This window comes from uncultured Porphyromonas sp. (assembly GCF_938023125.1).
Taxonomy (GTDB): Bacteria; Bacteroidota; Bacteroidia; order Bacteroidales; family Porphyromonadaceae; genus Porphyromonas.
Genome location: NZ_CALHDW010000017.1, coordinates 26430 through 51016 on the forward strand (window position 1 = coordinate 26430; position 24587 = coordinate 51016).

Annotated in this window: 22 protein-coding genes and 1 tRNA gene; 10 read left to right on the forward strand and 13 right to left on the reverse strand. The window is 48.5% G+C overall.

Annotated features, from left to right (window positions below):
* Positions 1-402: 402 nt before the first annotated feature.
* The 6 genes from Q0090_RS04765 to Q0090_RS04790 all read right to left on the reverse strand — a co-directional run bounded on the left by Q0090_RS04765 (position 403) and on the right by Q0090_RS04790 (position 5968).
* Positions 403-570: a 4Fe-4S binding protein gene (locus Q0090_RS04765; RefSeq protein WP_297947966.1), complete on the reverse strand. Its 168-nt coding sequence runs from the start codon at positions 568-570 to the stop codon at positions 403-405.
* Positions 571-777: 207 nt separating this feature from the next.
* Positions 778-1977, reverse strand: a complete 1200-nt coding sequence (gene hemW / locus Q0090_RS04770) for a radical SAM family heme chaperone HemW (protein WP_297947969.1) — start codon at positions 1975-1977, stop codon at positions 778-780.
* Positions 1978-1988: 11 nt separating this feature from the next.
* Positions 1989-3614: a family 10 glycosylhydrolase gene (locus tag Q0090_RS04775; RefSeq protein ID WP_297947972.1), complete on the reverse strand. Its 1626-nt coding sequence runs from the start codon at positions 3612-3614 to the stop codon at positions 1989-1991.
* Positions 3611-4462 carry a pantoate--beta-alanine ligase gene (gene panC / locus Q0090_RS04780; protein WP_297947974.1) on the reverse strand — a complete coding sequence of 284 codons (852 nt, stop codon included), beginning with the start codon at positions 4460-4462 and terminating at the stop codon, positions 3611-3613. The genes Q0090_RS04775 and panC overlap by 4 nt, the downstream gene beginning before the upstream one ends.
* A gap of 34 nt (positions 4463-4496) precedes the next feature.
* Complete coding sequence (locus Q0090_RS04785) at positions 4497-4706, reverse strand: heavy-metal-associated domain-containing protein (RefSeq protein ID WP_297947977.1); 210 nt, start codon at positions 4704-4706, stop codon at positions 4497-4499.
* Positions 4707-4750: 44 nt separating this feature from the next.
* Positions 4751-5968, reverse strand: a complete 1218-nt coding sequence (locus Q0090_RS04790) for an S-adenosylmethionine:tRNA ribosyltransferase-isomerase (protein ID WP_297947980.1) — start codon at positions 5966-5968, stop codon at positions 4751-4753.
* Between the two features lie 398 nt (positions 5969-6366).
* On the opposite strand from Q0090_RS04790, the gene Q0090_RS04795 reads away from it, so the two are divergent.
* The 5 genes from Q0090_RS04795 (at position 6367) to mscL (ending at position 13320) form a co-directional block, all read left to right on the forward strand.
* Positions 6367-7632 carry a DUF3575 domain-containing protein gene (locus tag Q0090_RS04795; RefSeq protein WP_297947983.1) on the forward strand — a complete coding sequence of 422 codons (1266 nt, stop codon included), beginning with the start codon at positions 6367-6369 and terminating at the stop codon, positions 7630-7632.
* Positions 7633-7642: 10 nt separating this feature from the next.
* On the forward strand, positions 7643-8704 hold the full coding sequence (locus tag Q0090_RS04800; protein WP_297947986.1) for a DUF6562 domain-containing protein: 1062 nt from the start codon (positions 7643-7645) through the stop codon (positions 8702-8704).
* Between the two features lie 88 nt (positions 8705-8792).
* Complete coding sequence (locus Q0090_RS04805) at positions 8793-10727, forward strand: DUF6562 domain-containing protein (protein ID WP_297947989.1); 1935 nt, start codon at positions 8793-8795, stop codon at positions 10725-10727.
* Between the two features lie 421 nt (positions 10728-11148).
* Positions 11149-12819 carry a formate--tetrahydrofolate ligase gene (locus tag Q0090_RS04810; RefSeq protein ID WP_297947992.1) on the forward strand — a complete coding sequence of 557 codons (1671 nt, stop codon included), beginning with the start codon at positions 11149-11151 and terminating at the stop codon, positions 12817-12819.
* A 72-nt stretch (positions 12820-12891) separates the two neighbouring features.
* Positions 12892-13320: a large-conductance mechanosensitive channel protein MscL gene (gene mscL / locus Q0090_RS04815; RefSeq protein WP_297947995.1), complete on the forward strand. Its 429-nt coding sequence runs from the start codon at positions 12892-12894 to the stop codon at positions 13318-13320.
* 186 nt (positions 13321-13506) lie between these two features.
* On the opposite strand, the gene Q0090_RS04820 is transcribed toward mscL, so the two are convergent.
* Positions 13507-14781, reverse strand: a complete 1275-nt coding sequence (locus tag Q0090_RS04820) for an L-serine ammonia-lyase (RefSeq protein ID WP_297948778.1) — start codon at positions 14779-14781, stop codon at positions 13507-13509.
* 131 nt (positions 14782-14912) lie between these two features.
* Here Q0090_RS04820 and pdxH point away from each other — a divergent pair, with 131 nt between their 5' ends.
* From pdxH to Q0090_RS04845, 5 genes are read left to right on the forward strand one after another with little or no spacing between them, the layout of a single operon-like run.
* Complete coding sequence (gene pdxH / locus Q0090_RS04825) at positions 14913-15560, forward strand: pyridoxamine 5'-phosphate oxidase (RefSeq protein ID WP_297947999.1); 648 nt, start codon at positions 14913-14915, stop codon at positions 15558-15560.
* Positions 15557-16285, forward strand: a complete 729-nt coding sequence (tsaB, locus tag Q0090_RS04830; protein WP_297948003.1) for a tRNA (adenosine(37)-N6)-threonylcarbamoyltransferase complex dimerization subunit type 1 TsaB — start codon at positions 15557-15559, stop codon at positions 16283-16285. The genes pdxH and tsaB overlap by 4 nt, the downstream gene beginning before the upstream one ends.
* A 36-nt stretch (positions 16286-16321) precedes the next feature.
* Positions 16322-17188, forward strand: a complete 867-nt coding sequence (locus Q0090_RS04835; protein WP_297948006.1) for an electron transfer flavoprotein subunit beta/FixA family protein — start codon at positions 16322-16324, stop codon at positions 17186-17188.
* Positions 17189-17217: 29 nt separating this feature from the next.
* Entirely contained in the window at positions 17218-18237 is a 1020-nt protein-coding gene (locus Q0090_RS04840; RefSeq protein WP_004332166.1) for an electron transfer flavoprotein subunit alpha/FixB family protein, read from the forward strand.
* A 24-nt stretch (positions 18238-18261) separates the two neighbouring features.
* Positions 18262-19992 (forward strand): acyl-CoA dehydrogenase family protein, encoded by a 1731-nt coding sequence (locus Q0090_RS04845; RefSeq protein WP_297948010.1) that lies wholly within the window; start codon positions 18262-18264, stop codon positions 19990-19992.
* 186 nt (positions 19993-20178) lie between these two features.
* On the opposite strand, the gene Q0090_RS04850 is transcribed toward Q0090_RS04845, so the two are convergent.
* The 6 genes from Q0090_RS04850 to Q0090_RS04875 form a co-directional block, all read right to left on the reverse strand.
* Positions 20179-20252: transfer RNA gene (locus Q0090_RS04850), tRNA-Asn, on the reverse strand.
* 301 nt (positions 20253-20553) lie between these two features.
* Entirely contained in the window at positions 20554-20904 is a 351-nt protein-coding gene (secG, locus tag Q0090_RS04855) for a preprotein translocase subunit SecG (protein ID WP_297948013.1), read from the reverse strand.
* Between the two features lie 24 nt (positions 20905-20928).
* Positions 20929-21600, reverse strand: a complete 672-nt coding sequence (locus Q0090_RS04860; RefSeq protein WP_297948015.1) for a hypothetical protein — start codon at positions 21598-21600, stop codon at positions 20929-20931.
* Positions 21601-21628: 28 nt separating this feature from the next.
* Entirely contained in the window at positions 21629-22162 is a 534-nt protein-coding gene (locus tag Q0090_RS04865) for an LptE family protein (protein ID WP_297948018.1), read from the reverse strand.
* Complete coding sequence (locus Q0090_RS04870; protein ID WP_297948021.1) at positions 22149-23438, reverse strand: sigma-54 dependent transcriptional regulator; 1290 nt, start codon at positions 23436-23438, stop codon at positions 22149-22151. The genes Q0090_RS04865 and Q0090_RS04870 overlap by 14 nt, the downstream gene beginning before the upstream one ends.
* A 248-nt stretch (positions 23439-23686) precedes the next feature.
* Positions 23687-24568 (reverse strand): nucleoside phosphorylase, encoded by an 882-nt coding sequence (locus Q0090_RS04875; protein WP_297948024.1) that lies wholly within the window; start codon positions 24566-24568, stop codon positions 23687-23689.
* Positions 24569-24587 lie beyond the last annotated feature (19 nt).

The window sequence follows — 24587 nt, forward strand, 5'->3', positions numbered from 1 at the left end:
GGATTGGAAAGAGACAGAAAAAGGATGGCATTGGACGCAACAGAAGGCTACCCTAATGCCATATAACCTAGGAAAAATCATAAAACAGGGAGCCCGCCCCCCCCCGAAAAGTCCCATCAAGTCTATTCCAGACATAGTAGCAGAGAAAAGAATATATACCTACAAAAATGTATTGATAAAACGAACACGCCGTACTATTCTACTATAACGGAAGGGAGATTAAACAAGAGTATCTCCATGGAGATGAGTGCTAAGAAAGTCCCTAATGGTTAATTCATGGAGAGAATTGAGAGAGAGAGAGAAAAAAACAAACAAGCCCACAAAAAAAGATCTCCACCCAAGATTGACCTTGGATGGAGATTATCTCTCTTTCGTTTATAGGGTTGATCCTAAAACGATCGCTTATGCCTGTGAAATAGCTTCTGAGGGGCAAGCAGCAGCACAAGAGCCGCAATCAATGCAAGAATCAGCGTCAATCTTGTAGATATCGCCTTCAGAAATAGCACTTACGGGGCATTCGTTGATACAAGTTCCGCAAGCTACACAGTCATTAGAAATTACGTAAGCCATAATCCTTAATCCTTTATTATTGTTATTCGTTTTGTTTCTGTCTCTCTTTAGACACTGCAAAGGTAGTAATTAATTTCGAACTACCAACAAGTAGGTATTATTTTCTGGAGATTTTTCTATGATAGCGAGAGAGGCGCCTCACAACAATCTGAATATCAAATATGTAAGATCTAATAAGAAGGTCTTAATATAGAAGGAAACGCTCTACTACAAGAGGAATAAATCGCTAATAATAGAGTCAATAACGACCATCCCCTCCCTAGAAGTGCGTAAAAATTGCCCCTTATTTGTCACTCCATCTTTGCAAAGAGAGTGTGAGGGAGCCTCTATCGAATACTGAGAAGTAGCATCAAGGATGAGTAATCCCTGGTCAAGGTATGGAGCTGCGGCCTCCTCTAAGAAGGTCCTCACATCCCCACCAAATAAAGAAGAAACAAGCTGTAAATCAACCCCTTTTGCCCTCCTTAACCCCGTCATAATAGACTCGTTAAAGCAATCCGTAGGGGATAAGTCTTCTCGAAAATCCACTGCTATAGTACCTTGTTGTAGGTACTCTGCATAACGCTGTAGGTGAGCCACATTGGCATACCTACTCTCAGGGAGATAGCTATGTGCCGAGGGGCCGAAACCAAGATAGGGCACCCGATCCCAATAAGCAGAGTTATGACGAGAGTGCATCCCCCGAAGAGCAAAGTTGGATAGCTCGTAATGGTCGTACCCTCGCTCGTAGAGAGTATCTACCAAATAGTAGTAATCGAGTAGGGCGTCTTCGTCCGATTGCTTTTCTATAGAGCCACAATGGGCAAGATGCGCAAGGCGGGTATGCTCTTCGTAGGTTAGGTTGTAGGCCGAAATATGAGGAACCTCAAGGGCTAATGCGGCAGATAGATTTTGTTGCCAAAGCCTATGACTCTGCCCCGGGAGGGAGTAAATAAGATCAATACTTATATTGGAGAAATCGGAAGCACGGAGGGCATCGATGGCACTATACACCTGCTGCGCTGTGTGCCGCCGACCGAGGAAGCGAAGCTCTTCGTCGCAAAAACTTTGTACCCCAAGGCTCACTCTATTGAAGCCCAGAAGGCGAAGGGCATGGGCATACTCGGGCGTTAGATCATCGGGATTCCCCTCCAAAGTCCATTCCGCATCGGGCTCGGGGGAGTAAACCCGCCGGATTGTATCCACGATTTTCTCAAGCTGAGACGGAGAGAGAAGCGAGGGAGTACCTCCACCAAAGTAGACAGTCTCAATAGGGATAGATGGGGCTAATTCTTCCCGACGTAGCTCCAACTCCCGACAGAGAGCAGTTACAAAAGCCTCTTGCTGCCGGGTATTTGTTTGCGAGTAAAATGCGCAATAGGCACAACGACTCTTACAGAATGGGACGTGAAGGTAGAGACCTGCCATTCAAGAGCCTCCTAGTTACCTTTCACGAGAATGGCAGCTTCGGACGCTTCGCCTCGCACGTAAGAACGATTAGCAGCCTCCACTCTGAATTCCAGTGTTTTAGCTCGAGAGAATTGCTGCAATAGCTCTTTAGAGAAGGTGTACCGAGTAGTGGGAATCTGGGCTGCCAGTAAGAAATCTTCGCCGGCAAGGTTCCCTTCGGGTACGGAAACATAGAGATTGAAAGTTCCCTTTGAGCTATTCCACGAGGAGGGCATAGACCACGATGCCTCAAAATACGCCCCCTTATCCTCAATCGTAAGGGCAAAAGGACGAGGGGGGCGAGGGGTGCCACGCTTAGCAAATGATGGCATCCGCGCGGGGGATATAAAGTGCCGAGTGATCACACGATCTACGCCATTGCGATTGGGACGAATGTTGAGCTCTCGATAGAAACAAATCCCGGCCATTCCCATACGTTCGCTAGCATTCATCTGATTATCGATGTCTCGAGCCGTCCATTTGCTCTCATCTTCTGTACGATAAGGGGCCAGACCCGGCACTATGGGCAGGTTGGGGATTTGTGCCTTCCAGTCGGACAAAAAGGGATCGAATAGGTTGTCTCGATAGTACATCATGGGGACGATAAAGTCTACCGAGCCCTCCCTATACCAAGCTGCAGGGTCTTGGAAGACGCTCTCACGTGCTGTCCATCCCACGTTAGGCATAGAGGGTAGAGCACGCAACTTACCCAGAGGGGCTGCACTTACGAGCATATGGGGTTTGACAGAACGCACCTCGGTCGACACCTCTTTGAGGAAGGCCGAGATATTACTAGTACGCCACTCGCCAAGAGAACGTCCCTTACCATAGCGCATATATAGGTTTTGATCCTCTTTCTCCCTCATCTTATCGGGATAGCGGACGTAGTCAAAATGAACCCCGTCTAGGTCATAACGCTCTACCATCTCACGCACCACAGAGGCAATATAGCTCCGCGCCTCGGGATGCCCCGGGTTGAGATACCAATCGTTGTGTAGGGTAAAACACCAGTCGCGATGCTTCTTCCAAACACTATTCTCCCCTAGCGACTGCACATGAGAGGAGTTGCCGAGAGGGAAAGTAACAATCCAGGCATGGATGCTAAGCCCCCTCTTGTGGCACTCTTCGATGGCAAATTGTAACGGATCGTAGTCTAGATAGTTGTTTCGACCTCCCGTAAAGACGGTCACACGCGGCTCTATCTTCGAGGGGTAAATCACGTCTCCACGATGGCGAACTTGGAAGAAAACGGTATTGAAATGCGACTCAGCCAAGCGATCAAGGATACGGCAAAGCTCCCGACGCTGGGTGCCCATCTCTTGTCCCGAAGCAGCCCGGCGCGAAGGCCAATCCAAACCATAAATAGTAGTAAGCCACACGCCCCGAATAGCTTCGGCATTAGAGGAAAGTATAGTCCTTCCTATGGGAGCTTCCACCTCCACCTCGGCGGGCGGAGATGGTGGATTGGGAGCCGTAGAAACGACTTTTTTACGAGACGAACACGCCGATACACCACTCAGCAATAGCACTCCTATCAGTAACGAAAAGCATTGCGAAAGGCGATAACCGGACCAAAAAGAGCGGGAGTGGTGATGCATGATACAATCTCCTTTCACTTCGTATAGTGGATATTATCGATAAGTCGTACATCTCCACAATAGCAGGCAATGCACCCTACGGGATCTTTGCTATCCTCCCAAGACTCGAGAGGTTGTAGGCTAACAGCATCCACAATAGCATAGTACTCAACCTCAAGGTAGGGGATGGCATTGAGTTCCTTAGTAACCCATGCGATCATCTCCTTAGGGGTCATACCCTTTGCCTTCTGCTCTAGGCTGGCACGGAGGGTCTGGTAAATACGTGGAGCCGAGGGGCGTGTTTCTTCGGTAAGACGCTGATTGCGACTGCTGAGGGCTAGTCCGCTCTCCTCTCGTACAATAGGCACTGCTATAATAGATAGTTTGAAGCCGCATTGCTCTACCATAGAGCGTACTATGGCAATCTGTTGGAAGTCTTTCTCTCCAAAGAATGCCCCATCGGGCGCAACGAGTTCAAAGAGTTTGCTCACGATAAGAGCCACCCCTTCGAAGTGGCCGGGGCGTTGTACTCCTTCCATTACTCGACCAATAGCACCAAAGTCGAACGTGCGTTCTACCCCACTACCATCGTATATCTCCTCTACAGAAGGCATAAATACATAGTGGCAACCCACGCTATCTAGGAGGGCAACATCCTTCTCCGGCTGACGTGGATAGGTCTCTAAATCGTTGGGATTATTGAACTGACGAGGATTGACAAAGATGCTCACCACGCACACATCGTAGCGGGCAATTGCCTGCCTTACAAGGCTGAGATGCCCTTCGTGCAAAGCCCCCATTGTGGGTACCAATCCGATAGTTTTACGAGACTCACGCTCTCTCTCAAGAAGGGCTTGTAGCTCCTTCTTACTACTTATCACTATCATAATACTTATTCTCTCTTTCTATTTTTCGGAGTACTTATCGGTTAATGCCAAATCCCTCTTCGCCCAGAGTTTCTACAAAGAGAGCTTCGTCAAAGATTGTCTCATCCACCTCCATGGTTAGCGTCCCTTGCGCAAGAGATACGGATACTTGGCTAGTACCCTTTGCCTCAGAGGCCACACGCGCTACGGTTGCAACGCAGTGCTCACAATGCATACCTACAATGCTGTATTGTTTCGTACTCATAATCATATTTAGGATTAAGTTTGTGTGATCGTATAAAGTGGTTCTTACGGCAATAGCAGTGAGCCATCACCATAACTCAAAAATCGGTAGTCGTGACTGAGGGCATAGTCGTAGATACGCTTCCAATCCTCCCCTAGGAAGGCCGAGATCATCAGTAGAAGTGTACTCTTGGGCTGGTGGAAATTGGTCACCATCCCCTCTACAATACGGAAGGTATAGCCCGGGGCAATTAGCAAAGCCGTGCTAAAAGCCACCTCTTCGAGGGAGAGGCTGTCCATTTTGCGGAGCAGAGCGCTCATCACTTGAGGCATGGAGGCCTCCGGATAGTCCGTCTCGTAGGGTTCCCACTGAGCCACAAAGGGCAAATGCCCCTCCTGCCCTAATTCGTCGATATGGTTAAGAGCCAACAGATAAAGGCTCTCCAAGGTACGTACAGAGGTAGTGCCCACCGCAATAATGGGAGAGTAAGAGCCGCTGGCTAATTGAGCCACGATACCTCGCTCTACCCTACAAACCTCCTGGTGCATCCGATGATCGCCAATCTTGGTCGTCTTGACCGGCATAAAAGTCCCGGCCCCCACATGCAATGTAATCTCCCCTAGGGAGACACCCTTTGCCTTGATAGACTCAAATAGCTCGGGAGTAAAATGAAGTCCGGCCGTAGGGGCTGCTACCGAACCATCGCATTGCGCATAGACTGTTTGGTAGTTTGTATTGTCGCTCTCTTCGGTCTCCCGATGGAGATAGGGAGGGATAGGCAGAATCCCTACTACAGACAATAATTCGCCAAAGGTACAGCGGTCGCTATTCCACGAAAAGTGGATCTCGTCTCCCTCCCCTCGCTCAATACGAAAAAGAATAGGATCGGGCTCTGCGGGCAAGGTCACCAACGTTTCGAGAGGGCCCTCCTTCCAACGTCGGGCATTCCCCACCAAGCAATGCCACGAGCAACCCGAGGTGGCAGACAAAGCTCGCTCGTATTGGGCAGGATTCGCCGGTTCAAGGCACATGATCTCAATCTGTGCTCCCGAAGGCTTCTGCACATGTATGCGCGCACGTATTACGCGCGTATTATTACGTATAAGCAAAGAATGCTCAGGAATAAAGTCTGTGATCTGCCGAAATTGAGAAGAGGAGATCTCCCCTGACCGATAGACAAGCAATCGGCATGCAGCGCGATCTTCGAGCGGATAACGTGCTATGCGTTCGTCGGGTAAAGGATAGTCGTAGTTCTCTATCTCTATTTGTTTAGGTTCATTCATTGCCTTATAGTTGGACAAGGGCTTGCGGTTGCCTTCCACAAATCTAGGGCAAAAGTACAAATAACCCTCGATAGAACGGATAGACACTTCCACCTCAGAAGGAGATTACAAACGTAGATAAAGTCGAACATAAAAATCAGAAATAACACCAAAAAGGCACCACTCACCATCGTTTTTCCTTGTCAGCTAAAAATAAAAGATTATCTTTGTCATTGAAAACAAAAAAAACAGCTCACAACAACACAAAAGGAACACCCTACACATGACATCATTTTACACAAAAAGAAGAAAAAAGACCCACTTGATACCGATTTCGACATCTCCGGAGATAAAGAAAAGCCTATATATTTATATACCTTAGCATCTTCTCTGTCGACCAAATCTATATAAGCTCTCCTATGAGAAAAATTATACTCACGTCACTATTTGCATTAGTCTTTGGGGTATCCCTTTATGCTCAAGAGGATAAACTAAATCCCATCATCGGGCACATGGTATACCCTAAGCACGTAGTGTTCCTCCCAGACAACAAACCGGATTCCGTCATTGCATACAGTGAGACGGGACTAGTTCCCATCATTTTTGAGATCGACAAGCACAAATATATCCCCTCGCCAGAGCTCGACAGTGTGGCAGCGCTCGTTGATCAAGTGCTTCAGGACAAGAGAGTAGACTTTCAATATCTATGGATCGGAGGTAGTGCCTCCCCCGAAGGCCCCGTTGCACACAATTATGATCTAGGCTTCTGGAGATCAGAAATTCTCAAGAACTTTATTCTTGAAAACACCGCCGTGGATCCAACCTTGGTTCGCACTCAGAACCTCGCAGAGGACTGGGAGGGGTTCCGTAGAGCTCTGATCAAAGAAAAGGACTATCCCCACAGAGACCGCCTCCTAGAGATTATCGATAAGACTCAAGATTGGGATCAGAGAAAAAGAAAGATCCAAGCCATTGATAATGGGAAGACGTGGCACAATCTTATCTATGGTCTCTTCACTCCTTTCAGAAATGCCCGCATGGTCATTGTATGTAAGGCCTATAACGTGGAGACGCCTAAGATTCCGCCCATGCCCCCAATGCTCCTCCCACGCCCCAAGACAAACCTCCTTCCGAAGATGGACGCTCAGTTCCTGCCTTCTGTTGAGACCCGCTTCTTCGCTATCAAAAACAATATCCTCTTTGATGCGATCCTCGTGGCAAACATCGGAATAGAGGCCGAACTATGGAGAAAGACCTCGATAGACATTCCTTTTGTATACTCACCCTACGACATTCGTGTTCCGGATAGGAAGATCCGTCTTCTTGGCACGCAGCCGGAGTTTCGATACTGGCTTGGGCAAAAGGCCGGTGAGGGACATTTCGTAGGAGTACACGGAGCTCTACTAGGATTCAACATTGCCCTCAACGACAAGGGGCGCTACCAAGACCCCAACCATGCTCTGTGGAATGCCGGTATTGGATACGGATACTCTTGGAACTTTGGCAAAAACAAAAGATGGGCTCTAGAAGCGAACATCGGTGTTGGGTACGCTGACTATATCTACGACTCATACCGCAACTGGCACAATGGAGCCAAATTCAAAAGCCACACACACGAAAGCTATTGGGGTATAACCAGAGCCGGACTAACCATCATGTACAAGTGGTACACCCCACGCAAATGAAATATATCAGATGAAGTACAGATTATCCATAGCCATAGTAATGGTCCTATCCATTCTCTCTTTTATCTCTTGTGATAGGACGATCCACGAGTACCCCATACCCGGAAAATCTCTAGTAATCCTAGAGTTTAACGCCGACCGCACTCCACCGCCTTACTACAAAAAGGTAGTCTTCAATGAGTCCTTCCAATCGGAAGTAATCAAGCTTAATGAGACGCCGTCACTACCCTACCAACTAGGGAAGGGGTATCAAATGAGAATTACTGCCGAGATCTACGACGAAGCAGGAAATGTAGTTGAGCGACGCGTAGTCACTCGACCTCACGATGCTCTCCCGCCACAAGACACCATACATGTGTATCTGCCCAATGGGAAGTATAAAGTTGCGGCCTTTGCAGACTACATCAAAGAGAATGAGGTCAAGGACTGGCACTATATCACATCAGACCTCACACACATTGGCACTGACCTCACCTCCTATCCAAAGAATGCTCACCTAAGGAGTTGCGCTGTGGGGACGGAAGACTTTGTCATAGACTTTACCCTAACACCGGAGGGGTATCCTGCCACTGCAGCCGATGCCTATAGAGTGATCAGAGATCGCAAGATCCCCGTATATATGGAGAGGCCCAATGCTCGCTATTGGCTTAAAGCTATTGACTACGGCGACTATCTCCTCTCCGGAGGTAAAATCGAAGACGTCACGGTAAAGATCATCTATACCCAATTCGCTGCCGTTGGATACAATGTACCTGAGCGCAGACCGAATAAGTTTGGGGTAAATTACAGCGTAAACGTCAAACCCGAGATATACATTTCTCCGGATCGTAAAACCGTTTCTCTTGCCCTGGACTATATATTCACCTCTTGGAATGAGGAAAATGTGGTAGTTGCAGACTTCCACATTTATGACCACAACAAGGAGATTAGCCACATAAGTGACGTACACATTCCTCTTCTGAGGAACCATGAGACGCTACTCGAGGGATACTTCCTGACCAAGAGCTACGGCAAGGACGATGGGATCCAGATCGACGAAAACTTTGATGGAGAGTTTGTCATCAAGATATAAACAAATAGAAATACAAGGGACCTCTTTCTCTAGTAACCCAAGGAAAGACCCCTATCATATATCAAAAATAACCAGCAATAATAGAAGTATGAATCAAAGAATCAAATTTTTCTTGGCTTCTCTAGCAGTACTCCTCATCGGTGCTTCGTGCCAGAGACAAGACCAACCAGTAGGCGCTAACGATCCGGGGAAAGTAGTGATCAAACTATCTCTTCCCGAAGATATGCAGGCCCTCCGTGCCTCCGCTAACAGCTCTAGCGCCAAGGGGGGTATCACTAACGTAGACATGTCGCAGTACGACATCCGATACAAACTCGCTGTCTACAATGCGAATAACGATCTTGTCATTGCTCCTATGATCAAGACCGTAGACTCCTACGAAGAAATCACTTACGAGCTACGACTCACTCCCAACAGACAATATAAGTTTGTTGTTTGGGCTGACTTCGTACAACAGGGGCAGACTGCCGACCTTCACTACAACACCTCAGACTTCCTCAATATCACTTGCCTCGATGCTCCTAACAAGCAGCTAAACGACGAGACTCGCGATGCTTATTGGATCGCCAAGGATATAAATGTTGGTACGACTGCCATTAACGAGACTCTCGTGCTCCGTCGTCCCTTCTCTAAGATCCGTGTCGTTGCTACAGACTGGGGCTTAATACCCGCTGACAAGCCCGACTACTTCTCTATGAAGTACTACGGTACGGATTGCAAGAGATTCAACTCTATGAACCTCCTAACGGGAGTTTCTACGGGTACACCTCTCACGGCTAAGACCGATGCAGGCATCGTTACCTACGAAGTAAACATAGACAAGGACAATAAAGACTACACGCTCGGTTACGACTCCGACGAGCACAACCGCACCATGGTTGTAGACTATCTGATGACCGATAAGTCTGAGCAAACACCTCTTCACGTTGTCTTCACGGCTAAGAAAGGTGGCGCAACAGGTCAGGAAATCTCAAGCTACGACTTTACTGTGAATGTACCCATCCAACGTAACTACCTAACTACGCTCATGGGTAACCTCCTAACTACCGCTACTCGCATCAAGGTGGTTATTGAAGAAAACTTTGTTGAAGAGTACAACAATCATCAGTCTTGGTTTGCTCCTCAAGGAGTAACTGCCCAAGAACCCAGAATCACCACAAGTGTTGTTGCCGGCACAACCATCAAGACCTACCACATCACCAATCGTGAAGAACTCATGTGGGTTGCCGATCACCCTAGTGAGCTAGGAGCTAACAAAGTCTTCAAGCTCGAGTCGGACATTGATATGAATGGTATTGACTGGTTCCCCATCGGCCCTCGCAATGGAAATTATGGAGGTCCCTGCGGTACATTCGATGGGAACGGGCATACCCTACGTAACTTCAGTGTACAAAAATTCCTCTACAAGACAGGGGGCTTCTTCACGAGAGAGCAACAAACAGGTGTCTTTGGTGTATGGTATGGAGATGTCAAGAACCTAACCTTCGAAAACATCACCATCAATGGTCTTGAAGGCGTAAAAGTAGAACCCGGAAAGACCCATAGTGAATCGGCTTACTTTGCCGGATGTATCGGATACTTCTGCGGAAATCTAGAGAACGTACACGCTAAAAACGTCTTCATCAAGGGGGCTAACAGCTGGCTCAAGACTCAGAACGTAGGAGGTCTTGTTGGATATACCAATCCTGCTACACCTTTCGAATTCAAGGATTGTAGCGTAGAACATATCACAATCCAGGCAAAAGGCACTCAAATCGGAGGTATGGTTGGATCGCTACACAAGGATCACACACTAACCAGATGTAGCGCTAACTACGTAAGCCTACGTGTCAATGGCTCGTCTACAACAGACATTGCAGGCCTTGTTGGTGACATTGTTGATGCTACCGGTGTGAAGTTCGATAAATGTAAAGTCGACAATATTGAATTCCTCAAGTATGACGGAACAAAGAACGTAGACTATGCTCCAACGGATCCTCTCTACGGTAAATCTAGAAGTGGCGTTCCAACCATCGTGAGATAATATAATCCCGAGACTTAGTCTCATCGTATTTCTTAATAGGCGACTCTGTCTCAAGGCAGGGTCGCCTATCTTTTTACCGGGAAATAGGAGGTAGAGATGGACAGAGCCTACTCCGGCTCCGCAGCGTCCCTCCCTCTCTCTACGATCCTTTTTTCTGAAGGCCATACAGAGGTCAAAAAAAAATCAGCCCAAAAGGCAAAAGAATCTTGGCCTAGAGTTTTTCCTTTTTCAGTCTATAAGGTCTAGTGATTCCGGGTAGAAAAAATTTTCTTTTCAGGGAAGAATTTCTACAAAACCACGCTGTGGCGGAGATCCCCCTCCCTTAATTGATTTTTCCTATAAGGATATTGCCGTAGGGAATACCTTGTATCCAAAGGGATTAGTTATATTTGCTCCAAGAATTAATAGTAAGTTTGCCTCTATGAAGACAGATATAGAAATCGCTCGCGATATAAAACTAAAACCGATACAAGATATAGCCCAAGGCTTGGGTATCGACAACGCTGATGTAGAGCCTTATGGACATCACATTGCCAAAGTAGGACTGAGTAGCCTTCGTCCGGAAAAGATTGCCAAGAGTAACCTGATACTCGTTACCGCCATCACGCCCAACAAGGCCGGGGTGGGAAAAACGACCGTCTCTATTGGGTTAGCTCTCGGGCTTAATCACATAGGGAAACGCGCTATCGTAGCCCTACGCGAACCCTCATTGGGTCCCTGCTTCGGACAAAAAGGGGGTGCTGCCGGTGGGGGATATGCCCAGGTACTACCAATGGAAAATATCAACCTCCACTTCACAGGAGACTTCCATGCCATCACCTCGGCTCATAATATGATTACGGCTCTGCTCGATAATTATATATACCAAAATAGAGACAATTGCGCCGGACTATCGGAAGTGCTCTGGAAGAGAGTGCTCGACGTAAACGACCGCTCGTTGCGCAACATTGTCTCAGGGCTGGGCAACAGCACAGACGGAATACCCAGACAAACCGGCTTCGATATTACTCCGGCTTCGGAGATCATGGCCATACTCTGTCTAGCAAAAGACCTAGAGGACCTACGCCTCCGCATAGAAAATATTCTCCTTGGGTATACAAAAGAGGGTGCGCCCTTTACCGTCAAAGACCTTGGGGTTGCCGGAGCTATTACCGTACTGCTGAAAGATGCCATCAAGCCCAATCTGGTACAAACCACTGAGCATACACCCGCCTTTGTACATGGGGGACCTTTTGCCAATATCGCCCATGGTTGTAACTCCATACTCGCTACCAAGATGGCAATGTCGTACGGAGAATATGCCATCACGGAAGCTGGATTCGGGGCGGACCTAGGGGCAGAAAAGTTCTTCGACATCAAGTGCCGAGTAGGAGGATTACAACCCAAACTTACCGTATTGGTAGCTACCCTATCTGCCCTCAAGCTGCACGGAGGTCTGGACGAAAAGCGTATCAAAGACCCCGATAAAGAGGGAGTACTTCGCGGATTGGCCAACCTTGATAGGCACGTACACAACCTGCGCAACTTTGGTCAGCGTGTAGTTGTTTGTTTCAATCGCTTTGCTTCCGACATTGATAGCGAGATAGAATTGGTACGCCGGCACTGCCAAGAGGAGCTAGGAGTGGGCTTTGCCGTAAACAATGCCTTCGCAGAAGGGGGTAAGGGTGCCGCAGAATTGGCGCAACTGGTAGTTGATACGATTGAGAATAAGCCCTCAATGCCTCTTCAGTTTGCATACGACCTAGACGATACCATCGAACAAAAAGTCGAGAAGATAGCCCACAAGGTCTACAGCGCAGGCAACGTAACCTACAGCAGTAAAGCCGCCAAAGCTCTCTCCCGAATTCGCGAGTTGCACCTCGAGCATCTCCCTGTTTGTATCGCCAAAACACAATTCTCTTTTAGTACCGATGCCAAAGCGTTTGGCGATGTAAGAGGGTTCGAAATGAAAGTAACCGACCTCGTTATCAATAGAGGGGCAGGTATGATTGTAGTGGTTATGGGTGATATAATGCGCATGCCGGGGCTACCAAAAATACCTCAAGCCGTCAATATAGACATCGTAGATGGACACATTGAGGGGCTGAGCTAAGCCTTCGTGCTCAAAAGTAACAAAGCACACACCCATAGAAAACTAGTAAGAACAAAAAAAAAGAGTATAGGTATGTCAAAACTAATCTCGGAATTCAAAGAGTTTGCCATGAAGGGCAACGTAATGGATATGGCAATAGGTATCATCATCGGTGGTGCCTTTGGCAAGATTGTCTCCTCCCTTGTGGCAGACATCATCATGCCTCCCATTACCCTACTGACGAGTGGCAGCAATATCGAGGATCTCAAGTGGGTACTCCGCGAAGCTGTGATAGAAGGGGGAGAAATCACTAGGCCGGAGGTCGCTATGACTGTGGGAACTTTCTTGCAAGCTGTGCTCGACTTCATCATCATCGCCTTCGTGATCTTTATGCTCATTAAGGGGATGAACAAGCTACGCAAGGCTAAGCCCGAAGAACCGGTAGCCCCAGCCGAACCCAGCGACGAAGTGAAACTTCTTGGCGAAATCAAAGATCTTCTCAAGAAACAAGCCGATAAGTAATGCGGTAAGAAGCCGATCTAAAAAGGGAAGCAGTGTAACTCTCCGTCTTGTACGAGACCAAAGAGTAATATCCTACTCCCCTAAAACTAAGCCCCCTCTACTCCAACCAGGCAAAGCCTAGAGAGCAGAGGGGGTGTTATATAAAGAGAGGCTTTATACACCTCTCGCTATCTGTACTGATCCTACTTAGCAGGGAGAAGTGTGTGGCCCATCCAACTCTGAGAATTTGGCTTCGTCGGTTTGAGTTTCTCCGTCTAGCTCCGAGTTCGTCGCAAGTCCTCCTGTAGAAGTTTCTTTATATAGGCTCGGGAGATCTTTGCCTGTCTGGTGCATGGTCGCTACTACGCGGTCGAAACTTACTCGGTGCCTACCGTCCGTAAAGTTGGCATAGGTATTGGCATCGAGAGCACGACTGGCGGCAAAGGCATTACGCTCAATGCAAGGGATTTGCACCAATCCGCAAACGGGGTCACAAGTCAAGCCCAAATGATGCTCCAAGCCCATCTCGGCCGCATATTCAATCTGAGCCAACGTACCACCAAAGAGCTGACTAGCAGCGGCAGCCGCCATCGAGCAAGCAACGCCTACTTCGCCTTGGCATCCTACCTCTGCTCCGCTGATAGAGGCATTCGTACGCACAACGTTTCCAAAGAGCCCCGCCGTAGCCAAGGCTCGCAATATTCGCTTATCCGTAAAGTTGCGGGTATCTTGCAAGTGATAGAGTACAGCCGGCATTACCCCACAGGAGCCACATGTGGGTGCCGTAACGACAAGCCCTCCGGAGGCGTTTTGCTCACTCACGGCAAGAGCATAGGCATATACCTTACCACGAGAGCGCACGCTCTCCGAATAGCTCAGGGAGCGCACCATATATTCCGCCGCCTTCCGTCTTAGCCCCAAACCGCCGGGCAATACGCCCTCAGCCTCCAAGCCATCGTGTATCGACTGCTTCATCACCTTCCATACCTCGGCTAGGTAATCCCAAATCTCTTTCCCCTCGCAATGCTCTACATACTCCCAGTAAGACATTCCATACTTCTGTAAGATGGGCATCATCTCTGTGATGTGCGAGAGCTTATAAACCTCATTGGTTACCTGCTCGTTAAAGTCCTCATTGGCAAGCACACCACCCCCAATACTATAGACCATAAATCGCTTTATCTCTTTCCCCTCTCCATCAAGAGCTCGGAACAATATGCCGTTGGGGTGAAACTTTAGTTCCACAGAAGGCTCCCAAATGATCTCTGTAGGATGTGTCGGATTGAGTACAGACAGTATCGCCTGATCGGTCATGTGCCCCTTGCCCGTAGCCGCCAAACTACCATACAAGGTAACTTCAAACGAAGAGACTGCAAGCCCCTCTATTTGCTTGAGAAAGAGGGTTGCAGCACGCTTAGGACCCATCGTGTGACTACTACTTGGGCCATTGCCAATACGGTATATTTGCTTGATTGTATCCATCATAATCGAGAGTTCTAATTAATTCTCATCACTAGTAGGGGTCAAAGATATCGAAAAAAAGAGTAGCTTTGTAGTACTGAATGTTGCACACTCAGAAGAATAGAGTGCAGTTGTAGTAGAAAAGATAGAGAATGGATCAGCATTTTGAGAGCTACCGGCGCGAGTATAGTAAGCTCAGTCTCACGCGCAAAGATATGCCGGCCAACCCTTTTGACAAGGTCAATCAGTGGTTGCGCGAAGCTGTGGAGGGCAACGCACTAGAGCCCACAGCCGTAATTGTGGCAACAAGTACACCCGATGGGCATCCGAGTATGCGCACAGTACTACTCAAAGAGGTGCTCAACGATGAGTTTGTTTTTTACAGCAACTACGAGAGCCGTAAGGGTAAGCAGATGAGCGCGAATCCCCATGTGGCACTTACATTCCTATGGCACGAGATGGAGAGACAGATCCATATCGAAGGCACTGTACGCCACCTCTCTGCCGAGGAGAGCGACGCTTATTTTGCACAACGCCCCTACAAAAGTCGAGTGGGAGCCCGAGTATCTCCTCAGAGCCGCCCCATACCCAATAGAGAATATATCATGGTAGCGTTTGCTGCCGAGAGCCTAAAATATGTCGGCCGCAGTGTTCCTCGCCCCGATAATTGGGGAGGATTCGCTGTAAAGCCGGAGCGCATCGAGTTTTGGCAAGGCCGAGAAAGCCGTTTGCACGATAGGTTCTTATATACCCCGAACGAGGCTGGGGATGGTTGGAAAATAGACCGACTGGCACCATGACCTCTGCCCATCAACCCACGACTTCTCAACTAGAGGCAATTCTTGCCATAGATACCTCTACCAACGTTTGTTCGCTAGCCCTTCTCTCCAGAGAGGGGGTTATTGCCGAGCGCATTGACCGAAAAGGGAACGAACACGCAGCCCTTATCGCTCGCTTTGCCGATGAACTCAAATCAGAAGCCGGCGAAAAAGGCTATTCGATTGTGGCCGTAGCCGTAAGTGGAGGTCCTGGGAGTTATACGGGGCTGCGCATAGGAGCTTCGTTTGCCAAGGGCTATTGCTTCGCATCCGGTAAGCCTCTAATCGCAGTTTCTACACTCGAATCATTGGCCTGGGGGGCTATTGAGCAGGGATTGATTCCCCAAGGAGCCCTTATTGTGCCGATGATTGATGCCGGACGCATGGAGGTCTACACAGCCACCTATTCGCCCGAGGGGAGCCAACTCGTTGCGCCCCATGCAGAAATTATCCAATCCGAGAGCTATACGGATGTACCCCTTGACACCCCTATTTGTCTAATAGGAAACGGAGCTGCAAAATGTGCTGAGGTGCTAACTGACTCCCGCTTCCGGATCACGCCCTCCGAGGCGCTAGCCTCTTCCCTGAGACTACCCGCATGGCAGGCTCTAGACCAAGGGAGAACGGCCGATGTAGCCTACTGGGTACCCGATTACATCAAGCCTTACAATGCCGTCATAGCTAAGAATAAAGTACTCAATCGCTAATTAGAAATAAATATAAAACCAATATACTTGTAGCCAATGAACATTATAGTCCTTGCTAAGCAGGTGCCAGACACTCGCAACGTAGGCAAAGATGCCATGCGCGAAGACGGAACTGTCAACCGCGGTGCCCTGCCTGCCATCTTCAATCCCGAAGACCTTAACGCCCTGGAACAGGCACTCCGTATCAAAGACCAGTATCCCGATACAACCATATCGGTGCTTACGATGGGGCCGTTCCGTGCTGCCGATGTAATCCGAGAAGCTCTCTATCGTGGTGCAGATCGTGGTTATCTCCTTACCGACCGTGCCTTTGCCGGAGCAGATACACTTGCCACAAGTTATGCCCTTTCTATGGCAATCCGCCATATAGGGATGCCCGACCTCATTCTATCGGGTCGCCAAGCTATTGACGGCGATACCGCTCAAGTAGGTCCTCAGGTGGCTCATAAGCTCGGTCTTCCCACCGTAACGTATGCCGAAGAACTAGAAGAAATAAACGCAAAAGAGGTGATCGTTCGCCGTCGCTTGGAGCACGGAGTAGAACGTGTAAAGGCCTCTCTTCCCCTCCTTATCACGGTAAACGGAAGCTCGGCTCCATGCCGTCCTCGCAATGCCAAGGCGCTACAAAAGTATAAGTATGCTATGGTGCCCAACGAACTTGGGGAGGCTAGCGAAATGCAACGCTCTCTATTCGAGGCTCGTCCCTACCTACAGATCACAGAACTAACAGCTGCTGACGTAAAGGCCGAACTCGAGCAATGCGGGCTTCTTGGCTCTCCCACAAAGGTAAAGACCATAGAAAACGTAGTATTCCAAGCTAAGGAAGCTCGTCACTACGAAGCCAATGACGAAGGCATTTCTTCCCTCATTGTGGAACTTATTGCCAATCACACCATAGGATAATTCACGCACCGAAAGACGTATTGATAACTATGAACAACCTATTTGTTTATCTCGAAATAGAAAATGGCATCGTACAAGAAGTGAGCTTAGAACTCCTTACCAAGGGGCGTGCTCTTGCCACTCGCCTTGGTTGCCAACTAGAGGCCGTGGCTATCTCTAACTGCATCAAAGGGATTGCCGAGCAGGTGTTCCCTTATGGAGTAGATCGCCTGCATACATTTGAGTCTCCCAACCTACAGTACTATACAACGAAGCCCTACGGAGCTATCGTAACCAAGCTATTCGATGAAGAAAAGCCCCAAATAGCACTACTCGGAGCCACCACGCTGGGACGCGACTTAGGTCCCCTCGTTTCGTCGGCTCTGCACAGTGGGCTTACGGCGGACTGTACCTCGCTAGAGATTGGTGAGTACACCGACGCCAAAACCAAGCAACATTATCCCGAACTTCTCTACCAAATCCGTCCGGCTTTTGGCGGTAACATCGTTGCCACCATCGTCAACCCCGATTGTCGTCCTCAGATGGCAACGGTACGCCCCGGAGTGATGAAAAAAGAGATTTTCGATGCCGCTTACAAGGGTGAAGTGATCCAACACAACGTAGCAGACTACGTATCGGATACCGACTTTGTGGTTTCTATCCTAGAGCGTCACATCGAAGAAAGCAAAGTAAACTTGGGAGGTAGCCCCATCATCGTAGCCGGTGGTTATGGTATGGGCAGCAAAGAAGGCTTTGGACTCCTCTTCCAACTTGCCGAAGTATTGGGTGCCGAAGTGGGAGCTTCTAGAGCTGCCGTGGATGCCGGATTCGCCGATCACGACCGCCAAATTGGTCAGACAGGTGTTACCGTGCGCCCCAAACTCTACATTGCCTGCGGTATCAGTGGTCAGATCCAACATGTGGCTGGGATGCAAGAAAGCTCGCTCATTATCTCGATTAACAACGATCCCGAAGCTCCCATCAACAGCATTGCGGACTACGTAATCACGGGGAGAGTAGAAGACGTGATCCCTAAAATGATCGCAGCTTACAGAAAGAATAGTAAATAAGCACCACGCTAAACATCTAAGATTATGGCTAATTTCTATACAGATACCCCCCAACTAAAATACCACCTGCACCACCCGTTGATGCAGCGCATTGTGGCTCTTCGTGAGCGTGACTTTGCGGATAAAGATAAATATGATTACGCTCCCCAAAACTACGAAGATGCCCTCGATAGCTATGAGCAGGTGCTCCATATCGTAGGTGAGCTTTGCGGGGATGTAATTGCCCCCAATGCCCAAAACGTGGATCAAACAGGTCCCTCTCTCGTAGAGGGTAGAGCTATCTACGACCCCTACACACAGGCTAATCTCGATGCCGTGCGTCAGGCAGGCCTTATGGGTATTGCACTCCCCCGTCGTTACGATGGTCTCAACTTCCCCATCACTCCTTACATCATGGCAGCGGACATTGTTTCGCGTAGTGATGCCGGGTTTGAGAACCTATGGGGTTTGCAAGACTGCGCCACCACCCTATACGAATTTGGTAGCGAAGACCAACGGGAGCGCTTCCTCCCCCGCATCTCGGCTGGGGAAACGATGTCTATGGACCTTACCGAACCCGATGCCGGTAGTGACCTTCAGGCTGTAATGCTCAAGGCGACATACAACGAACAAGATGGTGCATGGTACCTCAACGGTGTAAAGCGTTTTATTACCAATGGGGACTCTCACATCCACCTCGTGCTCGCCCGTAGCGAAGAGGGTACACGCGATGGTCGTGGGCTTTCGATGTTCATCTTCGACTCCAAAAACAACCCGGGTGTAACCGTGCGCCGCATTGAGCACAAAATGGGTATCAAGGGCGTTCCTACCTGCGAATTGGTCTTCTCTAATGCCAAAGCAGAGCTTTGTGGTGAACGCCGCCTAGGTCTTATCAAATACATTATGGCTCTGATGAATGGTGCTCGCTTGGGTATCATGTCGCAAGCTGTAGGCCTTAGCGAAGCCGCTTATCAGGAGGCTTATGCCTATGCTATTGAGCGTAAGCAATTTGGTCAGACCATTGATAATTTCCCTGCTGTGTATGAGATGCTCTCTATTATGAGAGCAAAAACGGATGCTTCTCGTGCTCATCTCTACGAAACTTGTCGCTTTGTAGATATGTACAAGACGCTAGAAGACATCCAGAGAGAGCGTAAACTCACCCCCGAAGAACGCAAGGAACTCAAATACTACACCCGTCTAGCCGATGCCTTTACTCCTATCGGTAAGGGGCTTAGCACCGAGTTCGCCAATCAGAATGTATATGATTGCGTACAGATCCATGGCGGTAGTGGGTATATGAAAGACTATACTTGTGAGCGCCTCTATAGAGACGTCCGCATTACCAATATCTACGAAGGTACAACCCAGTTGCAGGTAGTGGCAGCCATCCGCCACGTCACAACCGGAACGTACTACGAGCGTATGCACGAGTACCAAACAACCGAGGTTAAACCCGAATGGAAAGCCATGAAGGAGAGCCTAGCTGCGATGAACGAACGTGCACACCAGCTAACTCAATTTGTTGTTGAGCAGAAGAATCAAGAGCTTCTCGACTTCCAAGCTCGCCGCCTCGTGGAGATGACTTCGCACGCTCTCTTTGGGCATTTGTTGCTCCTTGCAGCCAACGACGAACCCGAACTCTTTGGCAAAAGTGCTCGCGTATATCATCGCTTTGCTCTTGCCGAGCAGGACAAGATCGAACGCTTTGTTCGCAACTTTGCTGTAGAAGAGCTTGCTGATTACCGTAACAAACAACAAGAAGCCGAAGCCTAATCTCTAGGCTATCGAAGCAAACAACGCCCCCTATTCTCGCATGAGAATAGGGGGTTTCTTTTTGTCATATAAGACAAGGAGGGAAAAGAAAAACACCCTGTAGGAAAGCAAACAACAGCCATCCTCTAAGCAGAAGACAACAAAAAAGCCCTCCAATACGAAGGGCTTTTTTATTGAAATCAGATGCGCTCCCTCTTGGGCTTGAACCAAGGACCCCCTGATTAACAGTCAGATGCTCTAACCAACTGAGCTAAGGAAGCTTTCATTTCCGGCGACAAAGGTAGTGATTTTGTTAGATGTACCAATACTTTTTCTACAAGAAAACCTCATAAAAATAGAGATACCCCCCTCTTTTACCTTGCCTATCCCCGATTTTCGTTCAGCCTAATTCGGAAAAGAAATTCTAGGGAGAAAAAGAAAGACACCCAGCCTATTTTCTTGGGGAAATTACCCTAAAAGAAAATGAAAACCAGGTGCTTTATGAATACAAATCAGCCTACACCCCTAGAGAGTATAGGTGAAAAAGGAAAGACTACTCCTCCACTCTACAAAAAAAGTGGATTACTGCTGAGGAGCGTCGGGAGTAGGAGTAGCTGGCATTTCACCGCCCAAGTTGGGGAGCTGCTGCTCAGGTGTTTCTTCTACCTTCTGCTCTATAACTTTATTGATCCCCTGATCTTCCTTGAGACTTGTATGGAGGAAATGAGTAGAAACGATGCTCAGGATGGCGATAGCTCCAGCCAACCACCAAGTAGCTTTTTCTAGAAAATCGGTCGTCTTACGAACCCCCATAATCTGATTGCTTGAGGCAAATCCGGAGGCGAGACCCCCTCCCTTTGAGTTTTGGATAACTACTACGAGTATAAGCAAAACAGCTGCTAAGAGGATGAGGATGGATAGGAAAACAAACATTGTACTTACGTGTTTTATTATATACTATTCTCTATTACTTATTTCTTGTAGGCGCCCTAAGAACCTAATCTGATCTGCAAAGTAAGCGTTTTTTTCTGGATTTTTGGTCATTATTGCCCGCAGAATATCAAGAGCGCGATCATAACGCTGCTGTTGAATGTAGATTTTGGCGAGCGTTTCTGTAAAAAGAGGACCTCTATTCTCCTCTTCCACGTCCTCTTGAGAGGGTACGGAAGAGGCTTGAGACTTGGGAACGAGCGTCTCTCGCTCCTCATAATTCTCAGAAGTGGGGGCTATAATTCCTCGCTCTAAGGCATCGAAATAGTCACCACCGCCTCCAACGCCTTCGCCTAGCGAGGCGAGAGGATCTCCGGAGTGAGAGGAACCAATCTCTTCTAGGAAGCGATCGATGGACGAAAAATCACCCTTATCAGAGTCTGACACTACGGAGCTCTGGGGGATATATCGCTTCTCCACAAGTGCGTACAATCGGCTACGAGAGGGAAGGGAAATTGCCCACTTTTTCAGTTCGGAGAAGTAACGAAGATCCTCAAGAAGAGCCAGATTGTATAGATACAAAAAGATGAAAGTCTGCGCATAAGGATAGGCCTCTACTAGCTGTTTAAGCTCGGGTAGGGTCTCCTTATTCAGGGTATTGGGTGCATTGAGATAGGCTCGTAGCTCTTGTGCTGTCATGTATCAAGTCCGGAGGAATGGGTGAGAATTACCAATCTTCTGCCGTGGCATTAAAGATTTGCTTGGTGATGTCTTCGGTAAGCTGTCGCACCAAATCATCCTGTACTTGCGAGAAGAGACTACTGCTATCAAACTCGGTATAAGCCGAGAAGGTGCGGTCGAAATTTTTCTTTGGATTCGCATTATTCTCAAAGTGTACCGAGACAGTCATCGTAAACCGAGTCATGGACGCAAAGGCATCCTCCTGCACAGCTACCGGAGTGAGGTCGTATCCAACAATCGACCCCTCTATGCTAAAGTCTCCGGATTGGGGCACCTCCTCTAGGTGGGTTTGGCGGCGGAAAAGTTCGCGCAATGCCTCTGTAAAGGACTGACTAAGGGGCGGATATACCAGGGGAGCTTGGTTTATAAACTCCGTAATGGAGACCGTTTTGGTCTGTTCGTAGTCGATAGATGTACCCGTAAACTTATAAGAGATCTTACAAGAGGTGAGGGTGAGTAGCAAAGAGAGCAACCCCAATAATTTCCTTGTATGCCGGCTGATGAGACTATTCCAAACCATATTCTTTTATCTTGCGAGAGAGGGTACGAGCCGAGATTCCCAGCATGTCGGCAATCTGTTGCCTCGTGTAGGAAGCCTTTTGCAACCCAAGTGCTTGTGTAATAAGTTGCCGCTCTGCCTCTTCTATTGTAATAATCCCCTTAATAGGGCTCTCGGAGGGAGAAATGGATTCTTCTGCCTCTTCGGGCTCTACTACCTCATCGTAATCAATAGCATGCTCTTGGCTATGTGCCGTATATTTGGGGAGCAATGTATGCGAAGTATCCTCGTGCCTGGGAGAGCAAGCCTCGGTGTGCTCCACCATTTGTATAGTTCGATTCGTCTCCGCTAGGGGCGCGCCTTTCATCTCGTTTACCGTCTGTTTGAGCTCGTTGAAGTCTCGACGGAGATCAAAAAGTACTTGATAGAGTATCTCTCGCTCATTGGCAAACGTTTGCTGATCCACACTCTGCTGTACACCGGACACTACGGGATGGAGATCTTGCAGACCCTCTTCCGAGAGATAATTGCGTAGCACCTCCGGCTCCACAAGTCGATTTTGCTCAAGGATACTCATGCGCTCGGTAATATTGCGCAACTCGCGGATATTCCCCGGCCAGCGGTACGTGATAAGAATATGCTTGGCATCTGCGGATAGCTCTAAGGGCGGCACCTGATACATAGAGGCGTAGTCCGAAGCAAATCGGCGGAACAAAAGTGCGATGTCGTCCCCCCGCTCCCGTAGAGGTGGCACTAGGATGGGGACTGTATTTAGGCGATAGTAAAGGTCCTCTCTAAAGCGGCCGTTACGTATGGCTTCTGCCATATTTACATTCGTGGCAGCCACAATGCGGACGTTCGTCTTGATGGGTTGACTTGCCCCCACCGGGATAAATTCTCCATTCTCTAGCACACGTAGCAAACGAGCCTGAGTAGCCAAAGGCAACTCCCCGACCTCATCCAAAAAGATCGTTCCCTCGTTGGCTTCTTCAAAGTAGCCCTTACGATCGGACAACGCTCCCGTAAAAGAACCCTTTCGATGCCCAAAAAGCTCCGAGTCGATCGTTCCCTCCGGAATAGCTCCGCAGTTAATCGCAATATAATTCTTGTGCTTACGGATGGAGTACTGATGCACGATTTTGGGAAAGAACTCCTTACCTACACCACTCTCCCCCGTGATGAGGACAGTCGCATCCGTAGGAGCAACCTGCACGGCTGTGCGGATGGCTTGGAGCAATTTTGGGGCGTTACCTATAATTCCTAGGCGTTGCTTTACTTGTTGTACATCTATATCCATACTTCTACAAAGGTACAATATCTCTTGGCTAATCTAGCTATATTTCTTGGCATACGTTCAGGATTCCTACCCGACATTGCGGAGAAAAGCGAACTCCATTCGGAGAGGAGAAAGAGACCCCCTCCTCGAAAAATGTTCTCCCCTCATTTAGAGGAAAGAGAAGCCCTCTCTAAAAAGAAAGGCTACCCCTCCTATCTGTCAAAAGAGGGATAGCCGTTAAGTCTCGGGGAGATGCCCCTGTACAGAGCTTAGATGCGCTCGAGCACGATTCGAATAAGGTCTTCGATGCTCCCTTTATAGTCGGTATTCATGTTGAGATTTTGCCGCCCGGCAATAATGCAACATACCGTCATAGCCTTATGCCCTAGGAGGGAAGCAATGCCACTGAGAGCCGAACTTTCCATCTCAAAGTTGGTGATTTTATATCCCTCGTAGCGGAAGTCTTCTATTTTTTTGTTCAGATTTTCGTCTGCCAATGGGAGACGGAGCTTGCGTCCCTGAGGGGCATAGAATCCATTACAAGCAATGGTACTCCCCTTGATAATGCGCCCATCATTCCCTACAATGCGCTCTAGTAGCTCGGCATCGGCCGATACAACATAGGGTTTAAGCCCCTCTATCTTCCAATCGAGCTGTTGGGTCAAAGCCTTTTCGTAGGCTAGGTCTCGCACTCTTTCTGTCTCACCATAGAAGTAAATAACGCCATCAAAACCAATGGCCTTTTCACTCGCTACATACGAACCAATTGGGCTCTCGGGTTGAAGCCCTCCTGAGGTACCAATGCGTACCATTGTGAGCTGACGGAACTCATCGCGCACGCAACGCTTCTCAAGGTCAAAGTTGGCAAGAGCATCCAATTCGCTCGCTACAATCTCAATATTATCACCCCCAATACCATGGCTTTGTACCGTAATACGCTTACCCTTGTAAGAGCCGGTTATGGTACGAAACTCACGGTTTTGTACATCGCACTCTTGGCTATCAAAATAGTTGGCAATCATGCCTACCCGATCGGGGTCTCCGCAAAGGATAATTTTATCGGCAAGCTGCTCGGGTTTGAGATGAAGGTGAAATATCGAACCGTCTTGATTGACAATAAGCTCCGAAGAGGGGATAATACGTTTTTCCATAACCTAATGAGGATAAAAT

Coding starts and splice junctions, on each gene's coding strand:
- Q0090_RS04795 (WP_297947983.1), top strand. CDS start 6,367: ATGAGAAAAATTATACTCACGTCACTATTTGCATTAGTCTTTGGGGTA.
- Q0090_RS04875 (WP_297948024.1), bottom strand. CDS start 24,568: ATGGAAAAACGTATTATCCCCTCTTCGGAGCTTATTGTCAATCAAGAC.
- Q0090_RS04790 (WP_297947980.1), bottom strand. CDS start 5,968: ATGAATGAACCTAAACAAATAGAGATAGAGAACTACGACTATCCTTTA.
- hemW (WP_297947969.1), bottom strand. CDS start 1,977: ATGGCAGGTCTCTACCTTCACGTCCCATTCTGTAAGAGTCGTTGTGCC.
- Q0090_RS04785 (WP_297947977.1), bottom strand. CDS start 4,706: ATGAGTACGAAACAATACAGCATTGTAGGTATGCATTGTGAGCACTGC.
- Q0090_RS04845 (WP_297948010.1), top strand. CDS start 18,262: ATGGCTAATTTCTATACAGATACCCCCCAACTAAAATACCACCTGCAC.
- pdxH (WP_297947999.1), top strand. CDS start 14,913: ATGGATCAGCATTTTGAGAGCTACCGGCGCGAGTATAGTAAGCTCAGT.
- mscL (WP_297947995.1), top strand. CDS start 12,892: ATGTCAAAACTAATCTCGGAATTCAAAGAGTTTGCCATGAAGGGCAAC.
- Q0090_RS04860 (WP_297948015.1), bottom strand. CDS start 21,600: ATGACAGCACAAGAGCTACGAGCCTATCTCAATGCACCCAATACCCTG.
- panC (WP_297947974.1), bottom strand. CDS start 4,462: ATGATAGTGATAAGTAGTAAGAAGGAGCTACAAGCCCTTCTTGAGAGA.
- Q0090_RS04805 (WP_297947989.1), top strand. CDS start 8,793: ATGAATCAAAGAATCAAATTTTTCTTGGCTTCTCTAGCAGTACTCCTC.
- Q0090_RS04820 (WP_297948778.1), bottom strand. CDS start 14,781: ATGGATACAATCAAGCAAATATACCGTATTGGCAATGGCCCAAGTAGT.
- tsaB (WP_297948003.1), top strand. CDS start 15,557: ATGACCTCTGCCCATCAACCCACGACTTCTCAACTAGAGGCAATTCTT.
- Q0090_RS04765 (WP_297947966.1), bottom strand. CDS start 570: ATGGCTTACGTAATTTCTAATGACTGTGTAGCTTGCGGAACTTGTATC.
- Q0090_RS04835 (WP_297948006.1), top strand. CDS start 16,322: ATGAACATTATAGTCCTTGCTAAGCAGGTGCCAGACACTCGCAACGTA.
- Q0090_RS04800 (WP_297947986.1), top strand. CDS start 7,643: ATGAAGTACAGATTATCCATAGCCATAGTAATGGTCCTATCCATTCTC.
- Q0090_RS04810 (WP_297947992.1), top strand. CDS start 11,149: ATGAAGACAGATATAGAAATCGCTCGCGATATAAAACTAAAACCGATA.
- Q0090_RS04840 (WP_004332166.1), top strand. CDS start 17,218: ATGAACAACCTATTTGTTTATCTCGAAATAGAAAATGGCATCGTACAA.
- Q0090_RS04870 (WP_297948021.1), bottom strand. CDS start 23,438: ATGGATATAGATGTACAACAAGTAAAGCAACGCCTAGGAATTATAGGT.
- Q0090_RS04865 (WP_297948018.1), bottom strand. CDS start 22,162: ATGGTTTGGAATAGTCTCATCAGCCGGCATACAAGGAAATTATTGGGG.
- secG (WP_297948013.1), bottom strand. CDS start 20,904: ATGTTTGTTTTCCTATCCATCCTCATCCTCTTAGCAGCTGTTTTGCTT.